Genomic DNA, 18,688 nt, shown 5'->3' with positions numbered 1-18,688 from the left:
CTACCAGTAGGGCGAGGGCTGCTCGCCGTCAAAAACCTCGGCGATCCGGCGCAGCGTCGCCGGCGTCGTGCCCTGCGGCAAGCGGTCGAGCGGGAAGAAGCCAGCTTCGGCGATTTCGTGATCCGGCCGCTTCGGCGCCGTCTGGCTGAAATGCTCGAGCAAATAAAAGCCGACATGGTCGCGGCGGCTGGAGCGGCGGTTGAAATGAATCGATTTGAACACCGGCGGGGCGGTGAGAGCGATGTTGCCTTCCTCGGCCAGTTCACGGGCCAGTGCCTCGTTCATCGTCTCGCCGACTTCGACGCCGCCGCCGGGCAGCTGCCAGCCTGGTACGTAGGTATGGCGAATGAGGAAGACGGACCTGGACGCCCTGTCGTGGATCAGGCCGCGCACGCCAAGCGTCATCGGCCTCCGCAGCACGAAATAGAGATGGAACAGCCTGGCCCTCAAACCTGGCCAGCCGGTCTGGCGGAAGGCATCTTCAGGGCTCGTCATTGATAGCGAAACCGTGGGTGGAAAGCCGTGCGCGGGTCGCCTATGAAGGTTGTATGTTCAGGCTCGCGCATATTTCCGATGTCCATCTGGGGCCGCTCCCCGATGTATCCTATCGCGATCTCGCCTCCAAGCGCGTGCTCGGCTATGTCAACTGGCAGCGCAACCGCCGCCGCCATATGCATGATGCGGTCATCGACACGATCGTCGCCGACATCAAGGCGAACACGCCTGACCACCTCGCCGTCACCGGCGACCTGGTCAATCTGGCGCTCGACGGCGAGATCGAGATGGCCAGGCACTGGTTGGAGACGTTAGGGCCGGCGCATGATGTTTCGGTCGTTCCGGGCAACCACGACGCCTATGTGCCAGGCGCCTTCGACAAGGTCTGCCGATCCTGGGCGGCGTGGATGAGCGGCGACGGCGTCAACACGCCGGTCGATCGCAACGCATTTCCCTATCTGCGCGTGCGCGGCAACGTCGCACTGATCGGTGTCTCGACGGCGCGCGCCACGGCGCCCTTCATGGCCAATGGTTTCTTCATGGAGGGCCAAGCGAAGCGGCTCGGCAAAATCCTCGGGGATACCGCCGGACAGGGGCTGTTCCGCGTCATCATGATCCATCATCCGCCGGTGCGCGGTGCGGTCCCGCAGCACAAGCGGCTGTTCGGCATTGCCCGCTTCAACAAGATCATTCGTCGCCACGGCGCCGACCTTGTGCTGCACGGCCATTCGCATCTGCCGTCGCTGTTCTTCATAGGCGGTCGCGGCGTCAGGATCCCGGCGGTCGGTGTCGCTGCCGCCGGCCAGGCGCCGGGCGGCAAGAACCCGGCGGCGCAGTACAATCTGTTCGACATTGACGGCGAGACGGGCAATTGGCGGATCCGGCTGACACGGCGCGGCCTGACCGGGCCGTCCATACCGCCATCCGATCTGCAGACGGTGGAGCTTGGCGCCGAGGCCGCTATGGCCGCAAATTGACAACCATGGCCACGATGCGGTCCCAGAACAGGACGACCGACACCACAAGGCCGACCAGTGCGCCGGCAGCGATCAGGCCAAGCCCGGACAGAAGGGCCGACCAGCGTTTGCCGCGCTCCGCTGCGCGCAGCGGCGGTTCGGCTTCCGGCACATAGGCACGTTTCAGGCCGGCGACGGCGGGTTCGACGCCGCCTTCCAGCATCCTCTGACGCTCGACGATGCGCTCGGCGACATAGCGCGTCACGGAATCGGCAACCGGCTTCATCTCGGTGGATTCGGCAAGCACCACTCGGCCGATACGGGTGTCCTTGAGGAAGCGATAGGTCCGGCGGTCGCGCCCCATGGCGACATGGCTGATGGCGTCGATCCACAGGCGCGGCTGCAAGCCGGACGAGACGACAAAGTCGAAATTGTCCATGTCGGCCGGAACATCGGCAAAAACCGGTGCCAGTTCGGCGGCGAGCAGATCGAGACGCATGCGATGCGCCTCGCGCATGTCGACGACGACGTCGTCGCGGTCGGCGAAGGCATTTTTGACATCACGGATGGCATCGGACAGTTTCTTGGACTGGTCGATGGTCTTCTCGCCTGCTTCCTTCATCGGCGTCCGCCTCGTAGGTTTGGTTAACACCGGGTTAACACAGCCGCCGGCAAAATGCACTGGCGAGATCGACGGCCCCGGGGTGAACAGGAAGGTTGTCGTGCGCGAAAAAGGTCAGCTGGCTGCTGCGGCGAATTTCTGGCGGTGTGGCCTGGCGCGACGATTGGTGTTCCGGCGAATGATCTCGGCAACAAGGTCGGGGGCTTCCTCAGCCAGCATATGGCCGGCCTCCAGCACGTGGTGCACGTGAAAATGCGCCGGCAGGTCATCCGCCTGGGTAAAGGGCAGCACCGCATCGCTGATTCCCCATGCCACCATCACCGGCATGTTCAGTCCATCGAGGCGATCGTGCGGGATGACGCCTTGCCGACCGTCCACGGTCATGGCGGCTGCGATCTCGACGAGCTTTTCGAGTTGGCCGGGTCGCCTGCGCATTTCCCAAAGGGTGTCCACCGTATGTTCGAGCGGCGGGGCTGAAGGTCCCGACATGACGGCGAGGCAGGAGCGGATCTCGGACCGATCCGCGGCTTCGGCATAGCGGCGCAACAGCGGTCCATTGATTTCTGGGCCAAGGCCGCCCGGCGCCAGAAGCGTCAGCGAGGCTATCTTTTCGGGCTCGGCCAGCGCCATCAGCGCCGCCACGGCACCGCCCATCGAGTGGCCCACGAGATGAACGCGCTTCAGGCGACGCTCCGAGAGATCGGCGAGCACGGCCTTGGCTGCCACCCTGGCGGGACCGGCGGCGGGAAAATCGAGCGACAACCCGTGCCCAGGCAGATCATAGGCCAGCGTATGCGTGGAAGGCGTCAGGGCGGAAATCACCTCGCGCCATACATCATGGCAGCCGCCGAAACCGTGCAGCAGGACGATGGCCTTCGAGCCAACACCCTCTTCGGCGGCAAAAAGTGATGCGGTCATGAAAGCTGATTTTTTGTTATTGCAGAATGCGCGACACCCAATGGTGGCTGAATTGCTCCTAGTCCAACGTGATGACCAGTAAAATTTTCGCGATTTGTACGGTTGTGTACAGAACTTGGCGACCAATCGGCAATCGGCGATCGGAGCGCAGGAAATCCATCGGGACGCGGCACAGCCAGTACGCGGACGTCGATGGTGTCAGCTTGGGCTGCCGAGCCCGGCAGCGCGGAGTGCCTGGACCAGCCGGTCGGTCAGGTCGGCCGGATATTTCCGCTCGACGAAAGTCGCCCGCGGATCGGCGGCAAATTTGGGGAACTCGGTGGTCAGTTGTTTCAGCAGCGTGCTCACCAGATGATCCTGTCCGGCAGCCTTGGCGCCGATCAGCCGCGCCGCCAGATAGTGTGATTTCGTTGCCGTCGTTCTCAGGGCCATGCTGGCTGCGACCGCCTTGTTCATGTCGCCGAGCATGAGCTCACCGACGAACAGCCCATAATCCCACCATGTCGGGTGCCCGCTGAAGGTCTCCGCCGCATGATCGAGGATCGGCGTTCCCTCAGCATATCGTCCGGCGAAGATCAGCCCGTAGCCGTAAGCGGCGGCCATGCCGAGATCGTAGGGATTGAGTTCATAGGCCTTGCGCATCCAGCGGATCGCTTCGTCCGTATTGCCGAGGCGCGAACTGACATAGCCGTAGGAGCGATGGGCATAAGGGCTGGTCGGACCCATCTGCACGCCGCGATGGGCAAACTCGACGGCTGTCTCAATCGTCGCACTGGGCGGATAGGCGTAATGATCGGACACCGCCTCGAGATGCAGGGAAGCAAGTTCCGAATAGACGAGCGAGGACTTGGTTCCACCATTGGCCAGCTTCTCGAGGCAACGGTAGGCTGCCTCATGGGTCCTGGCGTTCTGGTCGAGGTAATATTTGCCGTTGAGCAGCAGACATTGCGTCAGACCGTTTGGCGTGCCGGTCTGCTCGATATAGTTGTAGATGGTGCCGGAGGCGGGGAGTGCCGAGCTCAGCATGTCGGCGATACGGTCTTCGACCGCGGCAGGTGCGCTGTCGGCGGGGGTGAGATTGCGCGATAGAAGCACCCGTCCGGACGCCATGCTTTGCAGTTCTATGGTGATGTCGCCCGCGTCCGGTCCAGATAGGACGTCGAATATGAAGCTCGTCGCGTCGTCGGCCGGATCGCCGACGGTGTCGCGGCCGATGAAGTCGATCGTATCGAAGCCACTCAGGCCGGCGCGCAGCGATGCGGCGACACGGCTGGCGTCGGGGCCGTCAGCCTTCAGTCCGATATAGACTTGCGGCAGAGCGTCAGCCCTTGCCGATGCCGTGATGCTTGCGGTTGCGCCAGCGATCTCCGGCATTGCCGAGATGTCGCCGCCTGCCAGCAAGGCAGTGCTGCCCTGGCGAAGGATCAGTACGCCCAGCATGGCGATGACCAAGGCGATCGCCATCCAGAAAAAGCGGAGATGGCGCGCCACCGAGGGGGCAGGCGAAGACGGTACGGAAGCCAGAGACATCGCCTCCAGCATGCCCGTGCCGGCTTCGTTTGACCGATCGGCGGATGCGGCGCCGTCCAGCCTGAGTTCGGGAACCGCCTCGGCAATATCCGGCAGGCGGATCGCGTTCAATTCATAGGCAGGAACATAGCCGCCGCGCGGAATGGCGATGCGGACCGGCTCGGCAATTCCCTCATTGGCAAAATAGTGCTGCAGAAGCTCGCGCAGCCTGCCTGCCTGCACACGCACCACGGCATCGGTGGACGGATCGAAGTCGCCGTCCTTGCCGAAAACATCCATGGCAATGGAAAAGCCCTTGAGCCTGTCGGCTTCGCCGGCCTGTTCACGTTCGACAAGATAACGCAGCAGCTTGCGCGCGCGTTCGGATCGGCCGAACGTTTGGCTGGCAAGCAGTCGCTCCAGTGTCTCGCGCACTGCGGGGGCGGCAGGCGTGGCATGCTGCAAGTGTCGATCCTCTCGAAGTCGGCACAGGTTGAGGCGCGATCATATAGGTCCCGCACCACCACACAAGTATACACCCCGTTATGCGATCACGTACCCACCGGATAATTCCGCGGTGGTTAATGGCCCGAAAGATCGGAACCGATCACCAGGTTGGGTGGGTTCCGATCTTTGTTCCCGTCGGGCGTCAGCCGGCTTTTTTACCGACGATACGGTTCGCGGCAGACATCACCGCCTCCAGTGAGGCGGCGACGATGTTGGTGTTGATGCCGGCGCCGAACAGCTTGCCCTGGGGATACTCCATCTCGACATACGAAATGGCCGACGCGTTCGAGCCGCGCTGCATCGAGTGCTCGGAATAGTCGAGCACCGACATCTCGACGCCGACATGGCGCGACAGCGCATTGACGAAACCATCGATCGGGCCGGTACCCGTGCCTGTAATCGTCACTTCCTTGCCGTCGTCGAGGATGACCGCCTCGACGACGCGCCGGCCCTTGATCTCGGTGCTGGGATAGGTGTGGTGATCGAGGAATTTCAGCCGCGCGCCGGGCTGGTCGACATAGGTCTCGATAAAGCGCTCGTAGATGCGCCTGGCCGGCACTTCCTTGCCCTCGGCATCGGTGATCGCCTGGATTTCCTGGCTGAACTCGATCTGCAGATTGCGCGGCAGGTTGAGGCCGTAATCGGCCTGCAGCACATAGGCGATGCCGCCCTTGCCGGACTGCGAATTGATGCGGATGATGGCTTCGTAGCTGCGTCCGACATCGGCCGGGTCGATCGGCAGATAGGGCACTTCCCACAGGCTCGTATTGGCCGTCTTCAGCGCCTTCATGCCCTTGTTGATGGCATCCTGGTGCGAACCGGAAAAGGCGGTGTAGACGAGTTCGCCGACATAGGGATGGCGCTCGGGGATCTTCAACTGGTTCGAATATTCGTAGACGTCCTTCATCCGGTTGATGTCGGAGCAATCGATCAAGGGATCGACACCTTGCGTGTACATGTTCAGCGCCAGCGTGACGATGTCGACATTGCCGGTGCGCTCGCCATTGCCGAACAGCGTGCCTTCGACGCGGTCGGCGCCGGCCATCAGGCCGAGCTCGGTGGTGGCTATGCCGGTGCCGCGGTCATTGTGCGGATGCAGCGAGACCAGCAGGTTTTCCCGGTTGTCGAGGTTGCGGCACATCCACTCGATGCGATCGGCATAGATGTTGGGTGTCGACATCTCGACCGTCGAGGGCAGGTTGACGATCAGCTTGTTGTCCGCCGTCGGCCTGACGATCTCGGTGACGGCGTTGCAGATCTCCAGCGCCACTTCGAGTTCGGTGCCGGTAAAGCTTTCCGGCGAATACTCGAAACGAAAGCCTCCGCCGGCCTTGGCCGCCATGTCGGTGATCATCTTGGCGGCGTCGGTGGCGATGCGCTTGATGCCGCCGACGTCCTTTTCAAAGACGACGCGACGCTGCAGCTCGCTGGTCGAATTGTAGAAATGGACGATCGGGTTGGTGGCGCCCTTCAGCGCCTCGAAGGTGCGGGTGATCAGCTCCGGTCGGCACTGCACCAGCACCTGCAGCGAGACATCGGCTGGCACGTTGCCTTCCTCGATGCACCAGCGGGCAAAGTCGAAATCGGTCTGCGATGCCGACGGGAAGCCGATCTCGATCTCCTTGAAGCCCATGTCGAGCAGCAGGCCGAACATGCGTGCCTTGCGCTCATGGCCCATCGGATCGATCAGCGCCTGGTTGCCGTCGCGCAGGTCGACCGAGCACCAGATCGGCGCCTTGTCGATCACCTTCGAAGGCCAGGTCCGGTCGGTGAGGCCGACGGTCGGATAGGGCTGATATTTGCGAGCCGCGTCGGGCATCCCTTTGGCCGAAACCGTGTCGGCTACCGCGGCATCGGAGCGGATTTCTTCTCGTGCGTTCATCGTCGTTTCTCCCGGCGGCTCATGGATCCACCTTCGGTGGATTGATGGCGAGCGGCGCCTTTACCAGAATTTCGTTCGCTTGATGTGATTGCCAAGGAGCATGCGCTTGCGCGGCGGTTCGACCGCCGGGCGCTCCTTCAGCGAACCCGGCGATCGCCGATAAGGCCGAGAAGAAGCAGGGTCGAAGCCAGCGCGCGCACGGTCTCGCCGGAAAAACCGGTCGAACGGGAAGCGTTGGTGGCGCGCGTGTTCATGGCGGTTCTCTTACAGGAGCGGCTTGTGAGAGGCAAGTGGGGGCCGCGTGGCGGCCGTGATCTGTCTGATGTTGTCCCGAACATGCGCGCTCTTCCCCACGCGCGGCAAATGCGCCAGACTCGGGCATCGACAGGGTTTCGATGCCCCTGTCGCGGGAGGGGTCGTCCATGAATTTCGTGTTCTTCTCGCCGCATTTTCCCGCCAACGGCGCGGATTTCTGCGACCGTTTGAAGAAGGCCGGGGCCAGGGTGCTCGGTATCGGCGACGCGCCCTATGACGCGCTCGACGCCAAGCTGAAAGCAGCCCTTTCGGAATATTACCGCGTCGCCAACATGGAGGACTACGATCCGGTGTTTCGGGCGATGGGGCATTTCGTCCACAAATGGGGCCGTATCGACCGTTTTGAATCGCTCAACGAACATTGGCTTGAGCTGGAAGCCAACATACGCACCGACTTCAACATTTACGGCACCAAGCTCGATTTCGTGAAGAACCTGAAGCGCAAGAGCCGCATGCGTGCCTTCTTCCGCAAGAGCGGCGTCGACACCATCGCGCAGCGCAAATGCTCCGACCGTGCCGGGGCCATGACTTTCATCCGGCGCGTCGGCTACCCCGTCGTGGTCAAGCCCGACAGCGGTTCCGGCGCATCGAACACCTTCAAGATCTCAAACGCCAAAGAGCTCGACCAGTTCTTCCGGGACAAGCCCGAGGACGTGACCTTCGTCATGGAGCAGTTCATCGAGGGGCTGGTGGTGACCTTCGACGGGCTGGTCAACCGCGACGGCGAGGTGGTGCTGGCGGCCAGCCACCGCTACGACCAGAGCGTCATGGAGGTGGTCAACAAGGACCGCCATATGAGCTACACCTGCTTTCCCAGGATCAGCCCGGCGGTCGAGGAGGCCGGCCGCAAGATCCTGAAAGCATTCGACGTGCGCGAACGCTTCTTCCACATCGAGCTGTTCGAGACCAAGGACGACCGGGTCATCGCGCTGGAGGTCAACATGCGCCCGCCCGGCGCCTGGATGACCGATGCGATCAACTACACGTTCGACATCGATGTCTACGCGGCATGGGCCGACATGGTGGTCAGGGATGCCGCCGGCGGCCCCTACGAGGGGAAGTATTTCACCGCCTATGCCAGCCGCAAGCGGCGCCTCCACTATTTGCACAGCCATGAGGACGTGCTAGCCGCGCAGCGTGACAAGATCGTCCACCATCAGGCCATCGAAGAGGTTTTCAGCCGCGCCATGGGAAATTACGCCTACCAGATGCGCTCGAAGGACGAAGCAGCGTTGCGTGCAGCGGTCGCGTACATCCACGCGGAAAAGGCGTGAGGCGATGGACATTTCCTATCACAAGAATTTCTCGAGCCAGCTCGGCCGCGACATGGAATACAAGCGCTACGGCCATGCCGGCCGGCCGGTGGTGGTGTTCCCGACCTCGCAGGGCCGGTTCTACCAGTTTGAGGATTCCGGCGGGGTGGGCGCACTGGCCGAATTCATCGACACCGGCCGCATCCAGCTGTTCACGGTCGACGGCGTCGATTCTGAATCCTTCTTCGACAAGCATGCCGACGCCGCCCACCGCATCGCCCGCCACGAGGCCTATTTCCGCTATGTGCGCGAGGAGGCGCTGCCGGACTTCCTGTCCACAGCCGAGCAGGCCAATGGCGGGCGCAAGCTGAAGCCGCTGTTCTCGGGCTGTTCGATGGGCGGCTATCACTCGTCGAACTTCGTCTTCCGCTTTCCTGAACTCGCCAGCGGCGTCATTGCCCTGTCGGGCGTCTATTCGGCGCGCGACTTCTTCGGCAAAGCGCTCGAGGGCGACATTTTCTACAACTCGCCGCTCGACTATCTGCCCGGCATCGTCGATCCCAAACTGCTGGCCCGGCTGAAGACGCTCAGGCTGATCTTCTGCTGCGGCCAGGGCGCCTGGGAAGAGCGGATGTTGGTCGAGACGCGCAAGTTGGAACAGATCCTGCGCGACAAATCCATTCCCGCCTGGGTCGATTACTGGGGCGGCGATGTCAGCCACGACTGGCCATGGTGGCACAAGCAACTGGTCTATTTCTTCGGCCGTTGGCTGGATGAGGACCTGATGCACAGGCTGGATTGAGGTGCATTGATATTCAGGTGAGGCTGGCCTGCAAATGACGGCTTCCTGCGCCTCCGGTGCTCACGTACTTAAGTACGCTCCGCTCCGGTTCTCGGAAGCCACCATTTTCGACTCAGCCTGACCTGAATCTCAACGCACCTCGGGCACGGACGAATGATCTCTCCCGACCCGATCCGCCGTTTCGTCGAGGCCCCAATGCCGGCGACACGGAAGCCTCTCTCGTCGCGTTTACCGCCGACGCATCCCTGAGCGACTGGGACGGTCTTTCCAGGCGCGAGCAGATCGCGCGCTGGAACCAGTCGAACAATATCGGCGTTGGCATCGTCCGTATCACACTGGACGGCGATCGTATTTCGAGTTTGGTGATCGCCTGACTACCCTTCCTGGCCTGCCGGCAGAGCGACGGTCTCGTCTTCCGACGCCGATCCGCGACGCAGGCCAAGGAAGACGACGATGGCGGTCATGACGGTGATTGCCGCCAGCACGATCAGCAGCCTGTCGAACGCCGCCTCGTAGGCCTGGACCAGAACAATGGCTCCAGCCTGGGGCAGATGTTGTGCTGCTTCGCCGAGATTGCCTGTCACCAGGAGCTGCGCTGTGGCGCCTGCGTCCTTCGCGGAAGCCGTTCCCTGTGCGGCGAGATGCGCGGCGGTAAAGCCGGAAAGGGTCGCCATGACGATCGCCAGCGCCACGCCCTCGCAAGCGACGCGGGTGGTGTTGAAGATGCCGACCGCCATGCCGGCGCGCTCTCTCGGCACGACACTGACGGCGAGCCCGTCCATCAATCCCCAGGGCAAAGCGATGCCGACGCCGATCAGTATCAGCGGCGCCACCAGCGCACTATCGACCGGTGGTGTCAGGCTCAGCCAGACAAGCCCGGCGGCAGCGACGAGCAGGCCGACGCCGCAGATCGTGGCTGGCGCGATCCAGCGCGCCAGCTGTCCGGCGAGCATCGGCAGGATCAGCAGCGGGCCTGATAGGCAGATCATCAATTGCCCGGCCTTGATCTCGCTCATACCCTCGATGCCGATGAAGCGGATCGGCAACAGGACGAGCAGGACGACGAAGGCGTAAGCGGGTGCCGCCGCCAGAAACTGGACGCCGACGAAGCGGGGATAGGCAAACAGCGTGAGATCGAGCATCGGCCGTTGTGCTCGCCGCTCGACAACGACGAAGGCGACAAAACAGATGGCAGAAGCGGCCAGAAGGGAGACGACAAGGGGATCGGCCCAGCCGCTCTGCGGGGCCTGGAGCACGCCATAGGTCAGCGACGCCAGCGCGATCGTGAAGGTGCCGGCTCCCGCCCAATCTAGGCCCGTCGCATCCGGGTCGCGCGATTCCCTGATGGTGCGCAGGCCGAGCATGGCGGCGGCAATCGCGAGTGCTGCAACCAGAAGAAAGATCGACCGCCAGCCGAATGCAGAGATGAGCAGGCCCGACGCGATTGGGCCGAAGGCGAGGCCGACGCCGAAACTGGTGCCGAGGAAGCTGAAGGCGCGCAGCCGCAACGGCCCTTCGAATTCCTGGGCAAGTGCCGAGGCGCCGCCAGCGAAGGCGGCCGCACTGCCGATACCCTGCGCGGCCCGGAAAATGTCTAACCAGATGATGTCCGGCGCCAGCATCGCGCCCAGCGACGCCAGGACATAGAGGGAGAGGCCGACGAGGAAGAGGCGCTTGCGCCCATGATTGTCGGCCAGAGCGCCCGACGCCATCAGGGTGGCGCCGAAGGTCAGCATGAAGGCGTTTGTCACCCAGTTGAGCTCGATCGGACTGCCGCCGAGATCGGCCGCGATGCGCGACAGAGCGACGGCCGGACCGGTGAAGGTCAAGGGCATCGTCATCGCGGCAAGGCACACGGACAAGAGCACGAGCCATCTCTCGGCAGAGCCGGTTGTGGTCCTGGAAGTCATGGATTTCCCTATCTGAAACAGTACTCGCCGGTGGCCCGCGCGATTGCGGAGCCGGTCGTGATGACAAGATAGGTCGTCGGCATTTCAGGAAAAATGGTGTTATATCTCCTGGCATATCGGACTGAAACGCTCGAATGGAATGACGCAATGGATCGTCTCAACGGGCTCCTGGCCTTCGCCCGCACCGCCGAATTCGGCAGTTTCGTCGCCGCCGGGCGGGCGCTTGGCATCTCGGCTTCCGCTGTCGGCAAAAGTGTCGCCCGGCTCGAGCAGGAACTCGGCGTGCGGCTCCTGCAGCGCAGCACGCGGCGCATTGGCCTGACGGAAGAGGGCAAGCTGTTCAACGAGCGGGTGCGCCGCATCCTCGACGACATCGACGATGCCGAGGCGATGCTGTCGCAGACACGGGAAACACCGCGTGGGCGGCTGCGCATATCCACCCCGATCGTCACCTATCATCTGCTGCTGCCGGTGCTGTCGGAGTTCATGGCACGCTATCCCGAGATCGAGCTCGACATCGATTTCAACGACCGGATCGTCGACGTCATCGACGAGGGTATCGATGTCGCGATCCGCAGCGGCGAACTGCCGGATTCGCGCCTTGTGTCGAGACCCGTTGCGCCCTTTCGCATGCTGCTGTGCGCGGCGCCCTCCTACCTGGACCGCCATGGCGCCCCCAGCGTGCCGGCTGATCTCATCAGACATTTCGGCATAAACTTCCGCTTCCTGAACAGCGGCAGGCTGCTGGAGTGGCCGTTCACTACCGGAAGCGCCGAACCGCAGATCCGCTCGATGCTGACCTGCAACAACATGGAAGCCTTGAAGGGCGCCACGCTCGCCGGCCTCGGCATAGCTTGCATGCCGGATTTCCTGGTGCGCGAGGCGCTGCACGAAGACAGGCTGCGTACCGTCCTCGATGGTCATGTCGACGGCCGTGGCCAGTTCCGGATGCTGTGGCCCTCCAATCGCCATCTGTCGCCGAAGGTGCGCGTCTTCGTTGATTTCCTTCCCGAGCGACTTGCTGCGACAAGCGGCTCGTAGCCAACTCATCGAATAAATATGATTATAATTGTCATGTTTATGTGGAAACATCGGAGCGGCTGTGGCATGCCGCTGACGGTGAGGGTGCCGCGCGGCGCCTTGCCCGAACCGTTTCGAAGGACTTGAGCGATGGACCAACTTAGCGCGCAAACCCGGATCAGCGACGCGGCGATCAGATCGGTGATGGACCGGCTGCGCGCAGAGCACAGCGAATTCGAGATTGACACTGGCGTTGCCGACCAGTGGGAGCTCCGCCTCTACTACGGCTCGTTGAGCGCTACGCTCGATGATGAAAGCGTGCTGATCCGCGTCGCGGCGACAGACGAAACCTGCCTGTCCTACATGAAGATGACGGTCGCCGGCCATGTCGCCGAACATCTCGGCACGACCAAGGGCATCCATTGGCAAGGCGACGGCAGCGACGCCGGTACTCCGGTCTTCTTCCGCGAGATCACGGTGATGTCGTCGACGCGGATATCGGCGCATATGCAGCGCCTGCGCTTCGCTGGCAAGGATCTCGGCCGATTTAGCTATGGCGGCCTGCACATGCGGCTGCTGCTGCCGCCGCCTGGCCGCCGGCTGGTTTGGCCGACGATGGGCGCTGACGGCTTGATCGTCTGGCCTTCTGGCGACGATGCGCTTGCCGTGCGGGTCTACACGATCCGGGCGCTGGATGCCGCAAGCGGTTGGCTCGATGTCGATTTCGTGTTGCACCCCGGCCAGAACACGCCCGCCGCCACATTCGCGCAAAACGCACGGGCGGGAGAAGTCATCGGCATGATCGGACCCGGCGGCGGCGACGCCCCGGTGGCGCAGACCTTGCTTCTGCTCGGCGACGACACCGCGCTGCCCGCCATCGGCAGGATTTTGGAGCATCTGCCGCCATCAACACGTGCTGAGGCGCTGATCGAGGTCGATAGCCCGGATGACCGAATGGCGCTGGCGCAAGGGGACAATATCGACATCACCTGGCTTTACCGGCGCGGCCTCGAGGCCGGCACCGCGGGCCTATTGTCGACCGCCTTGCGTGAGCGCAATCACATGGCGCTTGCCGACGGCCTGTACGTCTGGGCAAGTTGCGAATTCGGCGATTTCCGGGAGATACGCAAGATCGTGCGCAAGCAGTGGAGCCTGCCGCGCGACCGGCACCTGGTTACGGCCCACTGGCGTCGGGATGCGCATAGCGTGGGCGAGGGTGGCGAGGACTAGTCGCTGCTTATTGCCTGACGCTTCTGGCCACCAGCCGAGCGACGCTCGGGCCGACCAGCAGCACGATCAGGAAGCGTGCCGATTGCAGGGCCATGACGAAGGAGATGTCGACGTTCTGCGCGGCGGCGGCGATGATGGCGATGCTGTCCATGCCGCCGGGGCTGGTCGCCAGATAGGCGGTCAGCGGATCGATGCCCAGGAGATGGCTGATCAGGAAGGCAAGGCCGCCGCAAAAGGCGATCAGCGCCACGATCGAGGCGATGATCTGCGGCAATGCGCGCGTTGCATGGCGCAGGATCGCCGTTGTGAAGTTCAGGCCGATCGACCAGCCGACCATGGCGTAGCTGACGGCCAGCAGCCATTGCGGCAATTGCATCTCCACGCCCAAGCCAAGATGGACGACGGTGCCGAAGATAAAGGTGCCGAGGAAGAAGGGCGAGGGCAGCCGGAAAATCTTTCCCGACAGGCCGCCAACCAGCGCGATGCCGATGGTGGCGGCGAAGGCCTGGCGGTCGATCGGCGGAAACCAGACGATGGGCGGGATTTCGACGCCCGAGGTGTCGACCCACATCTTGGCAACGAGTGCTGCGGTCATCGAGACGAAGATGACGCGCAGATATTGCATGAAAGCGACGAGACGCTGGTCGGCACCGAAGGCACCGGCCATCAGCACCATGGCGGTGGCCGCACCCGGCGACGAGCCCCAGACGGCGGTGGTGCCGGGCAGGATGCGCCAGCGGCTGATCAGCCAGCCGAGCAGACTGGAGGCAGTGACGGTCGCCACCACGACGCCGAAAAACAGCGGCCATTCCTGGTAGAAGACCGGAAACATGTCGGCCGAGATCGAGCTGGCGACGAGGCAGCCGACGATCGCCTGGGCGGCGCCGAACAGAAGACGCGGCACACGCACCGTGGCGCCATTGGTGCCGGCGACGATGGCCGCCAGCATCGGTCCGATCAGCAGCGCCGCCGGCAGGGTGGCGAGTTCCAGCGCGCCGGCAAACAGCAGGGAAACAACCAGCAGGGCAAGCCACTGCCAGAGCTTGCGCATCCGCGCCATGCGCTCGAGTGTGGGCAGGTCCGGGGATGGCTGCTCGGCCGAGGAATCCATGTTTCGGTCTTAGACTTGAAGCGGGACGATGCGAACCCCCGCTTTGCCTAAAAAGGAAGCTGTGTGACGCGCGAGTCACGCAGTTTACCAAGGTGTCAGAGCTTTCGGATAGGACCAGGATAACGGGCGACAAGATCGTCCATCGTCAGCAAGGTAATCCCCTCAATGGTTGCCTGGGCGACCAGGATTCGATCGAAGGGATCCTTGTGGATCGCCGGAAGTCCGTCGATGGCGAGGGCATGTTCACTGGTGATCGGCAAGTCGTGATAGCCATTGTCGAATAGGCCTCGCCGGAGCAAACGGGGATCGACCTGGAAATCATCCCGTCCCAGTCCTCGTTTGATTGCGATCTCCCAAAGGCTGGCGGGACTGAACAGCAATTCGTTCTCGGGGTCCTCAATCTCGGCGAGAGCCGCAGGTGTTAGCCGATCCGGTTCGCCAGCCGCCCACAGCAGCAAATGGGTGTCGAGTAGCAGTTTCAAGTGTTGACACCGAACAGTTGCTCAATCTCCTCGCCACCCATGCGGTCGAAATCGTCGGGAACGGAAAACTGGCCGGCCATAAAACCGACCCTTCGCGCCTGCGACGAGGCCGGCTGATCGATAGGCACGACTTTCACCAATGGTTTGCCCGCCTTGGCGATGATGAACGGCTCACCTTTGGCAGCTCGGTCAACGAGACGTGAAAGATTGGTCTTCGCATTGTGGATGTTCACGGTCTGCATCGCAGGTTTCTCCAAGTGGACTTAGTCCACAGAACTTAGTCAATTTTCAGAGAATTACAAGTGGAGCGCGATGACTGGCAAAACCCGGGGTCGAGATTGTTCACCTGTCGATATTGCACCTGGAGTGCGAACCTCGCCTCGGCATAAGCCGTGGGCGGATCACCCCGTCTTGCCGTCAGCCAGCCCGAAGCCGGCGACGGGGTGGGTCTCGACCTGGAATTCGAAGCCGGCGATGAACGGCCGCGCCTTGGCGATCGCCGCCTGGACTTCGGGAAGCTGCAGCGAGGCCTTGTGGCTTTCGGCGTCGGTCCACACTTCGGTGACCCAGATCGCGTCGGCATCGGCGGGGTCGCGCGCGATGATATAGCTCAGGCAGCCCGGCAGGGCGCCTGTACTGTCGCGCAGAAGGTCCATGACCGCGTCACGCTGGCCGCGCGCCGCCCGCATCTTGCCGATCAGTCCGTACATTCCGTTGTCTCCCTTTGAGGTTTTCGACAAGAACATGCAGACCGCCAGTATGCCGGTAGCCGTTCAAGGCATCAACTGGCCGCCATTCACCTCGATCACCTGGCCGGTGATGTAGCCGCTGAGAAGGTCCGAAGAGAGGAACAGATAGGCGCCGACGCAATCCTGCGCCGTGCCGGCGCGTCCCTGCGGAATGGTGGCGACCATGCCCTTCATCTGCTCGTCGGTCGAATAGCGCTCGTGGAACGGGGTGAGAATGGTTCCGGGCGCTACCGCGTTGACGCGGATGCCGAAGCCGATCAGTTCCTTGGCCATGCCGCGCGTCACATTGGAGACGAAGGCCTTGGCTGAGCCGTAAAGCCCGGCGCCGCCGCCGGCGCCGTTGCGCGCGGCGATCGAGGAGGTGTTGACGATGAAGCCGCCCTGTTTCTTCAGCCACGGGATCGCCTTGCGCGAAGCAGTCAGCACCGAGCGCGCATTGAGGTCCATCACAGCGTCGTAATGCGCCTCGGTCTGCTCGGCATAAGGGATGCGGCCAAGCATGCCGCCGGCATTGTTGACCAGCCCGTCGAGGCGGCCGAAATATTGCGCGCTGTCCTCGACGACGCGCTCGACATCGGCGGCAACGGAAAAATCGCCCTGAACGAGAAACACCTCGCCGCCCTTGTCGGCAATCGTCAAGCCGAGCTTCTCGGCGGCGTCTTGACTCGAATTGTAGTGCAGCGCCACCTTGCATTTCTGCGCTGCATAGGCCAGCGCGAGCGCCGCTCCGATGCCGGTCGACGCACCGGTGACCAGCACCGCCTTGCCGGCAAGATCGGGTATGCTGAGTGTGGTGGCTGGCACGGTTCTTCCTCCGGGAGGTCTGCCTGTCCTTCGTAGGCCCTTGCCACCCCGGTGTTCAAGCCTTTGAGCAATTCAAGGAAACGTGTGGAGCGGTTTCCCGGCAAAGCGAGTAGCGCCTTCCCTCGGGGAATTTGCGCCCAACAAACCGCTCTACGGATGCAGATAGGCGTAACCCTGGCCTTGCAGTTCGGCGAGTTTGACGACGCCGCCCTTGTCGGCGGCATGAAACCCGGCGAGCAGGTCGGGGAGCGAAATATCCATGCCTTGCATGGTGTTGGCGCAGGCATGGGGTTCCAGCCCCTGCCGCACCAGGCCGGCGAAGCGCCCGGAAATCGCGGCCGATATGCCTTTCGACTTGAAGGCCGCGAGCGCGGGACCATGCACGACCAGCACGATGTCGACATTGCCGCCGGTGCCCTCATAGTGGTTCTTGATGTTGCCGAGCACGAAATTGACCTTGTCGGTGTCGCTCAAGTGGTAGGCGACTTTTTGCCTTGCGGGCTCGGTGGCGGCTGCCTGTGCTGCCCGCAAACCGAGAAGCGTTCCGGTTCCGGCAAGAACCGCGCGGAACATATCGCGCCGACGCATGGAATCCTCCTCCGCTTGGCGGCCCGCCGCGAATTGCGTGGCTGCGGCCGCAATACTAGCATAAATTGACGTTGCGTCCTGTCGATGCGGAGGAGAGATCACATGGCGTTCAGGGCAGGGGAATGGAAGACAGTCGCCGGCGCCGGGTTTGGCGCGGCGCTGCTTGGCTTGCTTGCCGGATCGGCCTCCGCCGACGATGCGCTGAAGCTCACCGAACTCAGTCCGAACGGCGCTGATGCCTGTTTCGGCCGCGTCTATGATGCGGGGCATCTCAAGGCGCACCCGAAGCAGAAGGTGACGCGGATCTTCTTCTACTTCGGCCATGATCCGGTCAGCCGGCCGAACGAGGAACCGACCGTGAATTCCGACACGTCCTACAATGCTTTCATCGCCACCACCGTGCGCGGCGCCAAGTCGCCGGAATGGGCCGGCGGCTGGTGCAATCATGCGTCCGAGGACGGCAAGACAGGCCCGGTTCATTGCGGCATGGAATGCGACCGGACGCTTGCGTCGCTGAAGGTCGACGACAAGGGCCGGCTGTTCCTCTCGGATCTGCAGCCCGACATCTATCTCGACGCCGGTTCGGAAGAAGAGCTTGGCGCTGCGGAATATAGCAGGCAGGCACTCGGCAAGGATGACGACAATTTTCGCCTCGACCCGATCCCAGCGGCGACCTGCAAGGCGGAGTTCGCGCGCATCGATCCGGTCGACCCGGCGCTAGGCCCGCCGCTGCGCGAGCGGCTGAAGCCGGACCAGGCCTTCTGCTATGGGCGCGACTACGATGCAGCGCATCTCGCCTCGCACCCCGATCAACTCACCCGGTCGATCCGGGTTTTCCGCGGCAAGGTAGAGCTGGCGTCCTTCGCCTCGGGTGGCGACGCCGCCAACTGGCCAGACGGCGCCGACATTGCCGTTACCGTCACCACACGGCAGAAATCGGCTGAGGTTACTCAGACCTATTCCTGCCAGGGCGAAGCCGACCAGTGGCGCTGCGCGGCCAGTTCGAAGATGAGCGATTCTTCCTGCGACATCGCGCAGAAGGAGATTTTCCTCAAGCGTGGCCTCAATGGCACGATGATGCTGGCAAATCCCAACAGCGCGCTCGCGATCGTCGACCTGTGTTCGAAGGCCGCCGATGGCAAGACGAAATCCGACGACAAGGTCTATCGGCTGCAGCCGATGCCGCAATCGGCCTGCTCGCCTTGAGCTTCAATGGAGGGCGCGAATGGATAAGGCAAAAGTCTTTTGGTCTGGCGGATCGCAAGCAGTACGCATGCCGAAGAAATACCGTTTCGATACCGGCGAGATTGCAATCCGTCGCGAGGGCCGAGCGGTCGTTCTCGAACCGCTTGCGCAGGATTGGGTCTGGCTCGACAGTTTGACCGGGCCACTTGACGACGATTTTGTTGAGGCAGCTTTGGAAGGAGACTTGGCGGCGCAGACCATAGGATCCATGCGTGACATCTGAGCGCTGCTGCGGTGCAGAATTCTGTTCCGCTGCACTCTACGGACAAGGTCGCGGCATGGATCCTCGG

General features: G+C 62.9%; 19 protein-coding genes. 7 read left to right on the top strand and 12 right to left on the bottom strand.

The features are described from left to right. Nucleotides 1-495, bottom strand: coding sequence for an NUDIX domain-containing protein (locus tag AC0L24_RS05505; RefSeq protein WP_473563546.1), 495 nt, complete (start codon nt 493-495; stop codon nt 1-3). A 53-nt stretch (nt 496-548) separates the two neighbouring features. On the opposite strand from AC0L24_RS05505, the gene AC0L24_RS05500 reads away from it, so the two are divergent. Next, complete coding sequence (locus tag AC0L24_RS05500; protein ID WP_127317849.1) at nt 549-1,472, top strand: metallophosphoesterase family protein; 924 nt, start codon at nt 549-551, stop codon at nt 1,470-1,472. On the opposite strand, the gene AC0L24_RS05495 is transcribed toward AC0L24_RS05500, so the two are convergent. From AC0L24_RS05495 to leuA, 4 genes are all read right to left on the bottom strand, one after another. Then, nucleotides 1,456-2,073 (bottom strand): hypothetical protein, encoded by a 618-nt coding sequence (locus tag AC0L24_RS05495; protein WP_127397201.1) that lies wholly within the window; start codon nt 2,071-2,073, stop codon nt 1,456-1,458. The genes AC0L24_RS05500 and AC0L24_RS05495 overlap by 17 nt on opposite strands. Before the next feature lie 114 nt (nt 2,074-2,187). Further along, nucleotides 2,188-2,991 carry an alpha/beta fold hydrolase gene (locus tag AC0L24_RS05490; protein ID WP_127811348.1) on the bottom strand — a complete coding sequence of 268 codons (804 nt, stop codon included), beginning with the start codon at nt 2,989-2,991 and terminating at the stop codon, nt 2,188-2,190. A 198-nt stretch (nt 2,992-3,189) separates the two neighbouring features. Beyond that, a complete protein-coding gene (locus AC0L24_RS05485) occupies nt 3,190-4,965 on the bottom strand; it encodes a tetratricopeptide repeat protein (protein WP_292679834.1) in 1,776 nt (591 codons plus the stop codon). A gap of 184 nt (nt 4,966-5,149) precedes the next feature. Next, complete coding sequence (gene leuA, locus AC0L24_RS05480) at nt 5,150-6,889, bottom strand: 2-isopropylmalate synthase (protein WP_127809495.1); 1,740 nt, start codon at nt 6,887-6,889, stop codon at nt 5,150-5,152. A gap of 422 nt (nt 6,890-7,311) precedes the next feature. Between leuA and AC0L24_RS05475 the strand changes: the two genes are divergently transcribed. Next, nucleotides 7,312-8,478 (top strand): ATP-grasp domain-containing protein, encoded by a 1,167-nt coding sequence (locus AC0L24_RS05475; protein ID WP_127271680.1) that lies wholly within the window; start codon nt 7,312-7,314, stop codon nt 8,476-8,478. A gap of 4 nt (nt 8,479-8,482) precedes the next feature. Further along, nucleotides 8,483-9,259, top strand: coding sequence for an esterase family protein (locus AC0L24_RS05470; protein ID WP_127809496.1), 777 nt, complete (start codon nt 8,483-8,485; stop codon nt 9,257-9,259). Between the two features lie 374 nt (nt 9,260-9,633). On the opposite strand, the gene AC0L24_RS05465 is transcribed toward AC0L24_RS05470, so the two are convergent. Then, nucleotides 9,634-11,169, bottom strand: coding sequence for an MFS transporter (locus AC0L24_RS05465; protein ID WP_473563545.1), 1,536 nt, complete (start codon nt 11,167-11,169; stop codon nt 9,634-9,636). Nucleotides 11,170-11,316: 147 nt separating this feature from the next. On the opposite strand from AC0L24_RS05465, the gene AC0L24_RS05460 reads away from it, so the two are divergent. Then, the gene (locus AC0L24_RS05460; RefSeq protein WP_127269787.1) at nt 11,317-12,210 is read left to right on the top strand and encodes a LysR family transcriptional regulator; all 894 of its coding nucleotides are present in this window, start codon (nt 11,317-11,319) and stop codon (nt 12,208-12,210) included. Between the two features lie 129 nt (nt 12,211-12,339). Beyond that, entirely contained in the window at nt 12,340-13,419 is a 1,080-nt protein-coding gene (locus AC0L24_RS05455) for an SIP domain-containing protein (RefSeq protein WP_473563544.1), read from the top strand. A 7-nt stretch (nt 13,420-13,426) separates the two neighbouring features. Here AC0L24_RS05455 and AC0L24_RS05450 read toward each other — a convergent pair whose 3' ends face one another. The 6 genes from AC0L24_RS05450 to AC0L24_RS05425 form a co-directional block, all read right to left on the bottom strand. Continuing rightward, complete coding sequence (locus tag AC0L24_RS05450) at nt 13,427-14,530, bottom strand: AbrB family transcriptional regulator (protein WP_292337046.1); 1,104 nt, start codon at nt 14,528-14,530, stop codon at nt 13,427-13,429. 95 nt (nt 14,531-14,625) lie between these two features. Beyond that, a complete protein-coding gene (locus tag AC0L24_RS05445; RefSeq protein WP_127270551.1) occupies nt 14,626-15,012 on the bottom strand; it encodes a type II toxin-antitoxin system VapC family toxin in 387 nt (128 codons plus the stop codon). After that, nucleotides 15,009-15,254, bottom strand: a complete 246-nt coding sequence (locus AC0L24_RS05440; protein WP_056595839.1) for a type II toxin-antitoxin system Phd/YefM family antitoxin — start codon at nt 15,252-15,254, stop codon at nt 15,009-15,011. The genes AC0L24_RS05445 and AC0L24_RS05440 overlap by 4 nt, the downstream gene beginning before the upstream one ends. 159 nt (nt 15,255-15,413) lie before the next feature. Beyond that, nucleotides 15,414-15,722 (bottom strand): putative quinol monooxygenase, encoded by a 309-nt coding sequence (locus AC0L24_RS05435; protein ID WP_127320720.1) that lies wholly within the window; start codon nt 15,720-15,722, stop codon nt 15,414-15,416. A gap of 63 nt (nt 15,723-15,785) precedes the next feature. Then, nucleotides 15,786-16,565 (bottom strand): SDR family NAD(P)-dependent oxidoreductase, encoded by a 780-nt coding sequence (locus AC0L24_RS05430; protein ID WP_127270549.1) that lies wholly within the window; start codon nt 16,563-16,565, stop codon nt 15,786-15,788. A gap of 150 nt (nt 16,566-16,715) precedes the next feature. Further along, complete coding sequence (locus tag AC0L24_RS05425; RefSeq protein WP_127270547.1) at nt 16,716-17,153, bottom strand: DsrE family protein; 438 nt, start codon at nt 17,151-17,153, stop codon at nt 16,716-16,718. 102 nt (nt 17,154-17,255) lie between these two features. Here AC0L24_RS05425 and AC0L24_RS05420 point away from each other — a divergent pair, with 102 nt between their 5' ends. Next, complete coding sequence (locus tag AC0L24_RS05420; RefSeq protein WP_473563543.1) at nt 17,256-18,359, top strand: hypothetical protein; 1,104 nt, start codon at nt 17,256-17,258, stop codon at nt 18,357-18,359. Between the two features lie 19 nt (nt 18,360-18,378). After that, nucleotides 18,379-18,621, top strand: coding sequence for an antitoxin (locus tag AC0L24_RS05415; RefSeq protein WP_473563542.1), 243 nt, complete (start codon nt 18,379-18,381; stop codon nt 18,619-18,621). Nucleotides 18,622-18,688: the final 67 nt, after the last annotated feature.

This window comes from Mesorhizobium sp. WSM4809, from assembly GCF_055811655.1.
The sequence above is the reverse complement of the archived record's forward strand: the minus strand, read 5'-3'. Positions and strand labels throughout refer to the sequence as shown.

Excerpts from the sequence above, each read along its gene's own strand:
- AC0L24_RS05505 (WP_473563546.1), bottom strand. The coding sequence starts at position 495 with ATGACGAGCCCTGAAGATGCCTTCCGCCAGACCGGCTGGCCAGGTTTG.
- AC0L24_RS05500 (WP_127317849.1), top strand. The coding sequence starts at position 549 with ATGTTCAGGCTCGCGCATATTTCCGATGTCCATCTGGGGCCGCTCCCC.
- AC0L24_RS05495 (WP_127397201.1), bottom strand. The coding sequence starts at position 2,073 with ATGAAGGAAGCAGGCGAGAAGACCATCGACCAGTCCAAGAAACTGTCC.
- AC0L24_RS05490 (WP_127811348.1), bottom strand. The coding sequence starts at position 2,991 with ATGACCGCATCACTTTTTGCCGCCGAAGAGGGTGTTGGCTCGAAGGCC.
- leuA (WP_127809495.1), bottom strand. The coding sequence starts at position 6,889 with ATGAACGCACGAGAAGAAATCCGCTCCGATGCCGCGGTAGCCGACACG.
- AC0L24_RS05475 (WP_127271680.1), top strand. The coding sequence starts at position 7,312 with ATGAATTTCGTGTTCTTCTCGCCGCATTTTCCCGCCAACGGCGCGGAT.
- AC0L24_RS05470 (WP_127809496.1), top strand. The coding sequence starts at position 8,483 with ATGGACATTTCCTATCACAAGAATTTCTCGAGCCAGCTCGGCCGCGAC.
- AC0L24_RS05465 (WP_473563545.1), bottom strand. The coding sequence starts at position 11,169 with ATGACTTCCAGGACCACAACCGGCTCTGCCGAGAGATGGCTCGTGCTC.
- AC0L24_RS05460 (WP_127269787.1), top strand. The coding sequence starts at position 11,317 with ATGGATCGTCTCAACGGGCTCCTGGCCTTCGCCCGCACCGCCGAATTC.
- AC0L24_RS05455 (WP_473563544.1), top strand. The coding sequence starts at position 12,340 with ATGGACCAACTTAGCGCGCAAACCCGGATCAGCGACGCGGCGATCAGA.
- AC0L24_RS05450 (WP_292337046.1), bottom strand. The coding sequence starts at position 14,530 with ATGGATTCCTCGGCCGAGCAGCCATCCCCGGACCTGCCCACACTCGAG.
- AC0L24_RS05440 (WP_056595839.1), bottom strand. The coding sequence starts at position 15,254 with ATGCAGACCGTGAACATCCACAATGCGAAGACCAATCTTTCACGTCTC.
- AC0L24_RS05435 (WP_127320720.1), bottom strand. The coding sequence starts at position 15,722 with ATGTACGGACTGATCGGCAAGATGCGGGCGGCGCGCGGCCAGCGTGAC.
- AC0L24_RS05425 (WP_127270547.1), bottom strand. The coding sequence starts at position 17,153 with ATGCGTCGGCGCGATATGTTCCGCGCGGTTCTTGCCGGAACCGGAACG.
- AC0L24_RS05420 (WP_473563543.1), top strand. The coding sequence starts at position 17,256 with ATGGCGTTCAGGGCAGGGGAATGGAAGACAGTCGCCGGCGCCGGGTTT.
- AC0L24_RS05415 (WP_473563542.1), top strand. The coding sequence starts at position 18,379 with ATGGATAAGGCAAAAGTCTTTTGGTCTGGCGGATCGCAAGCAGTACGC.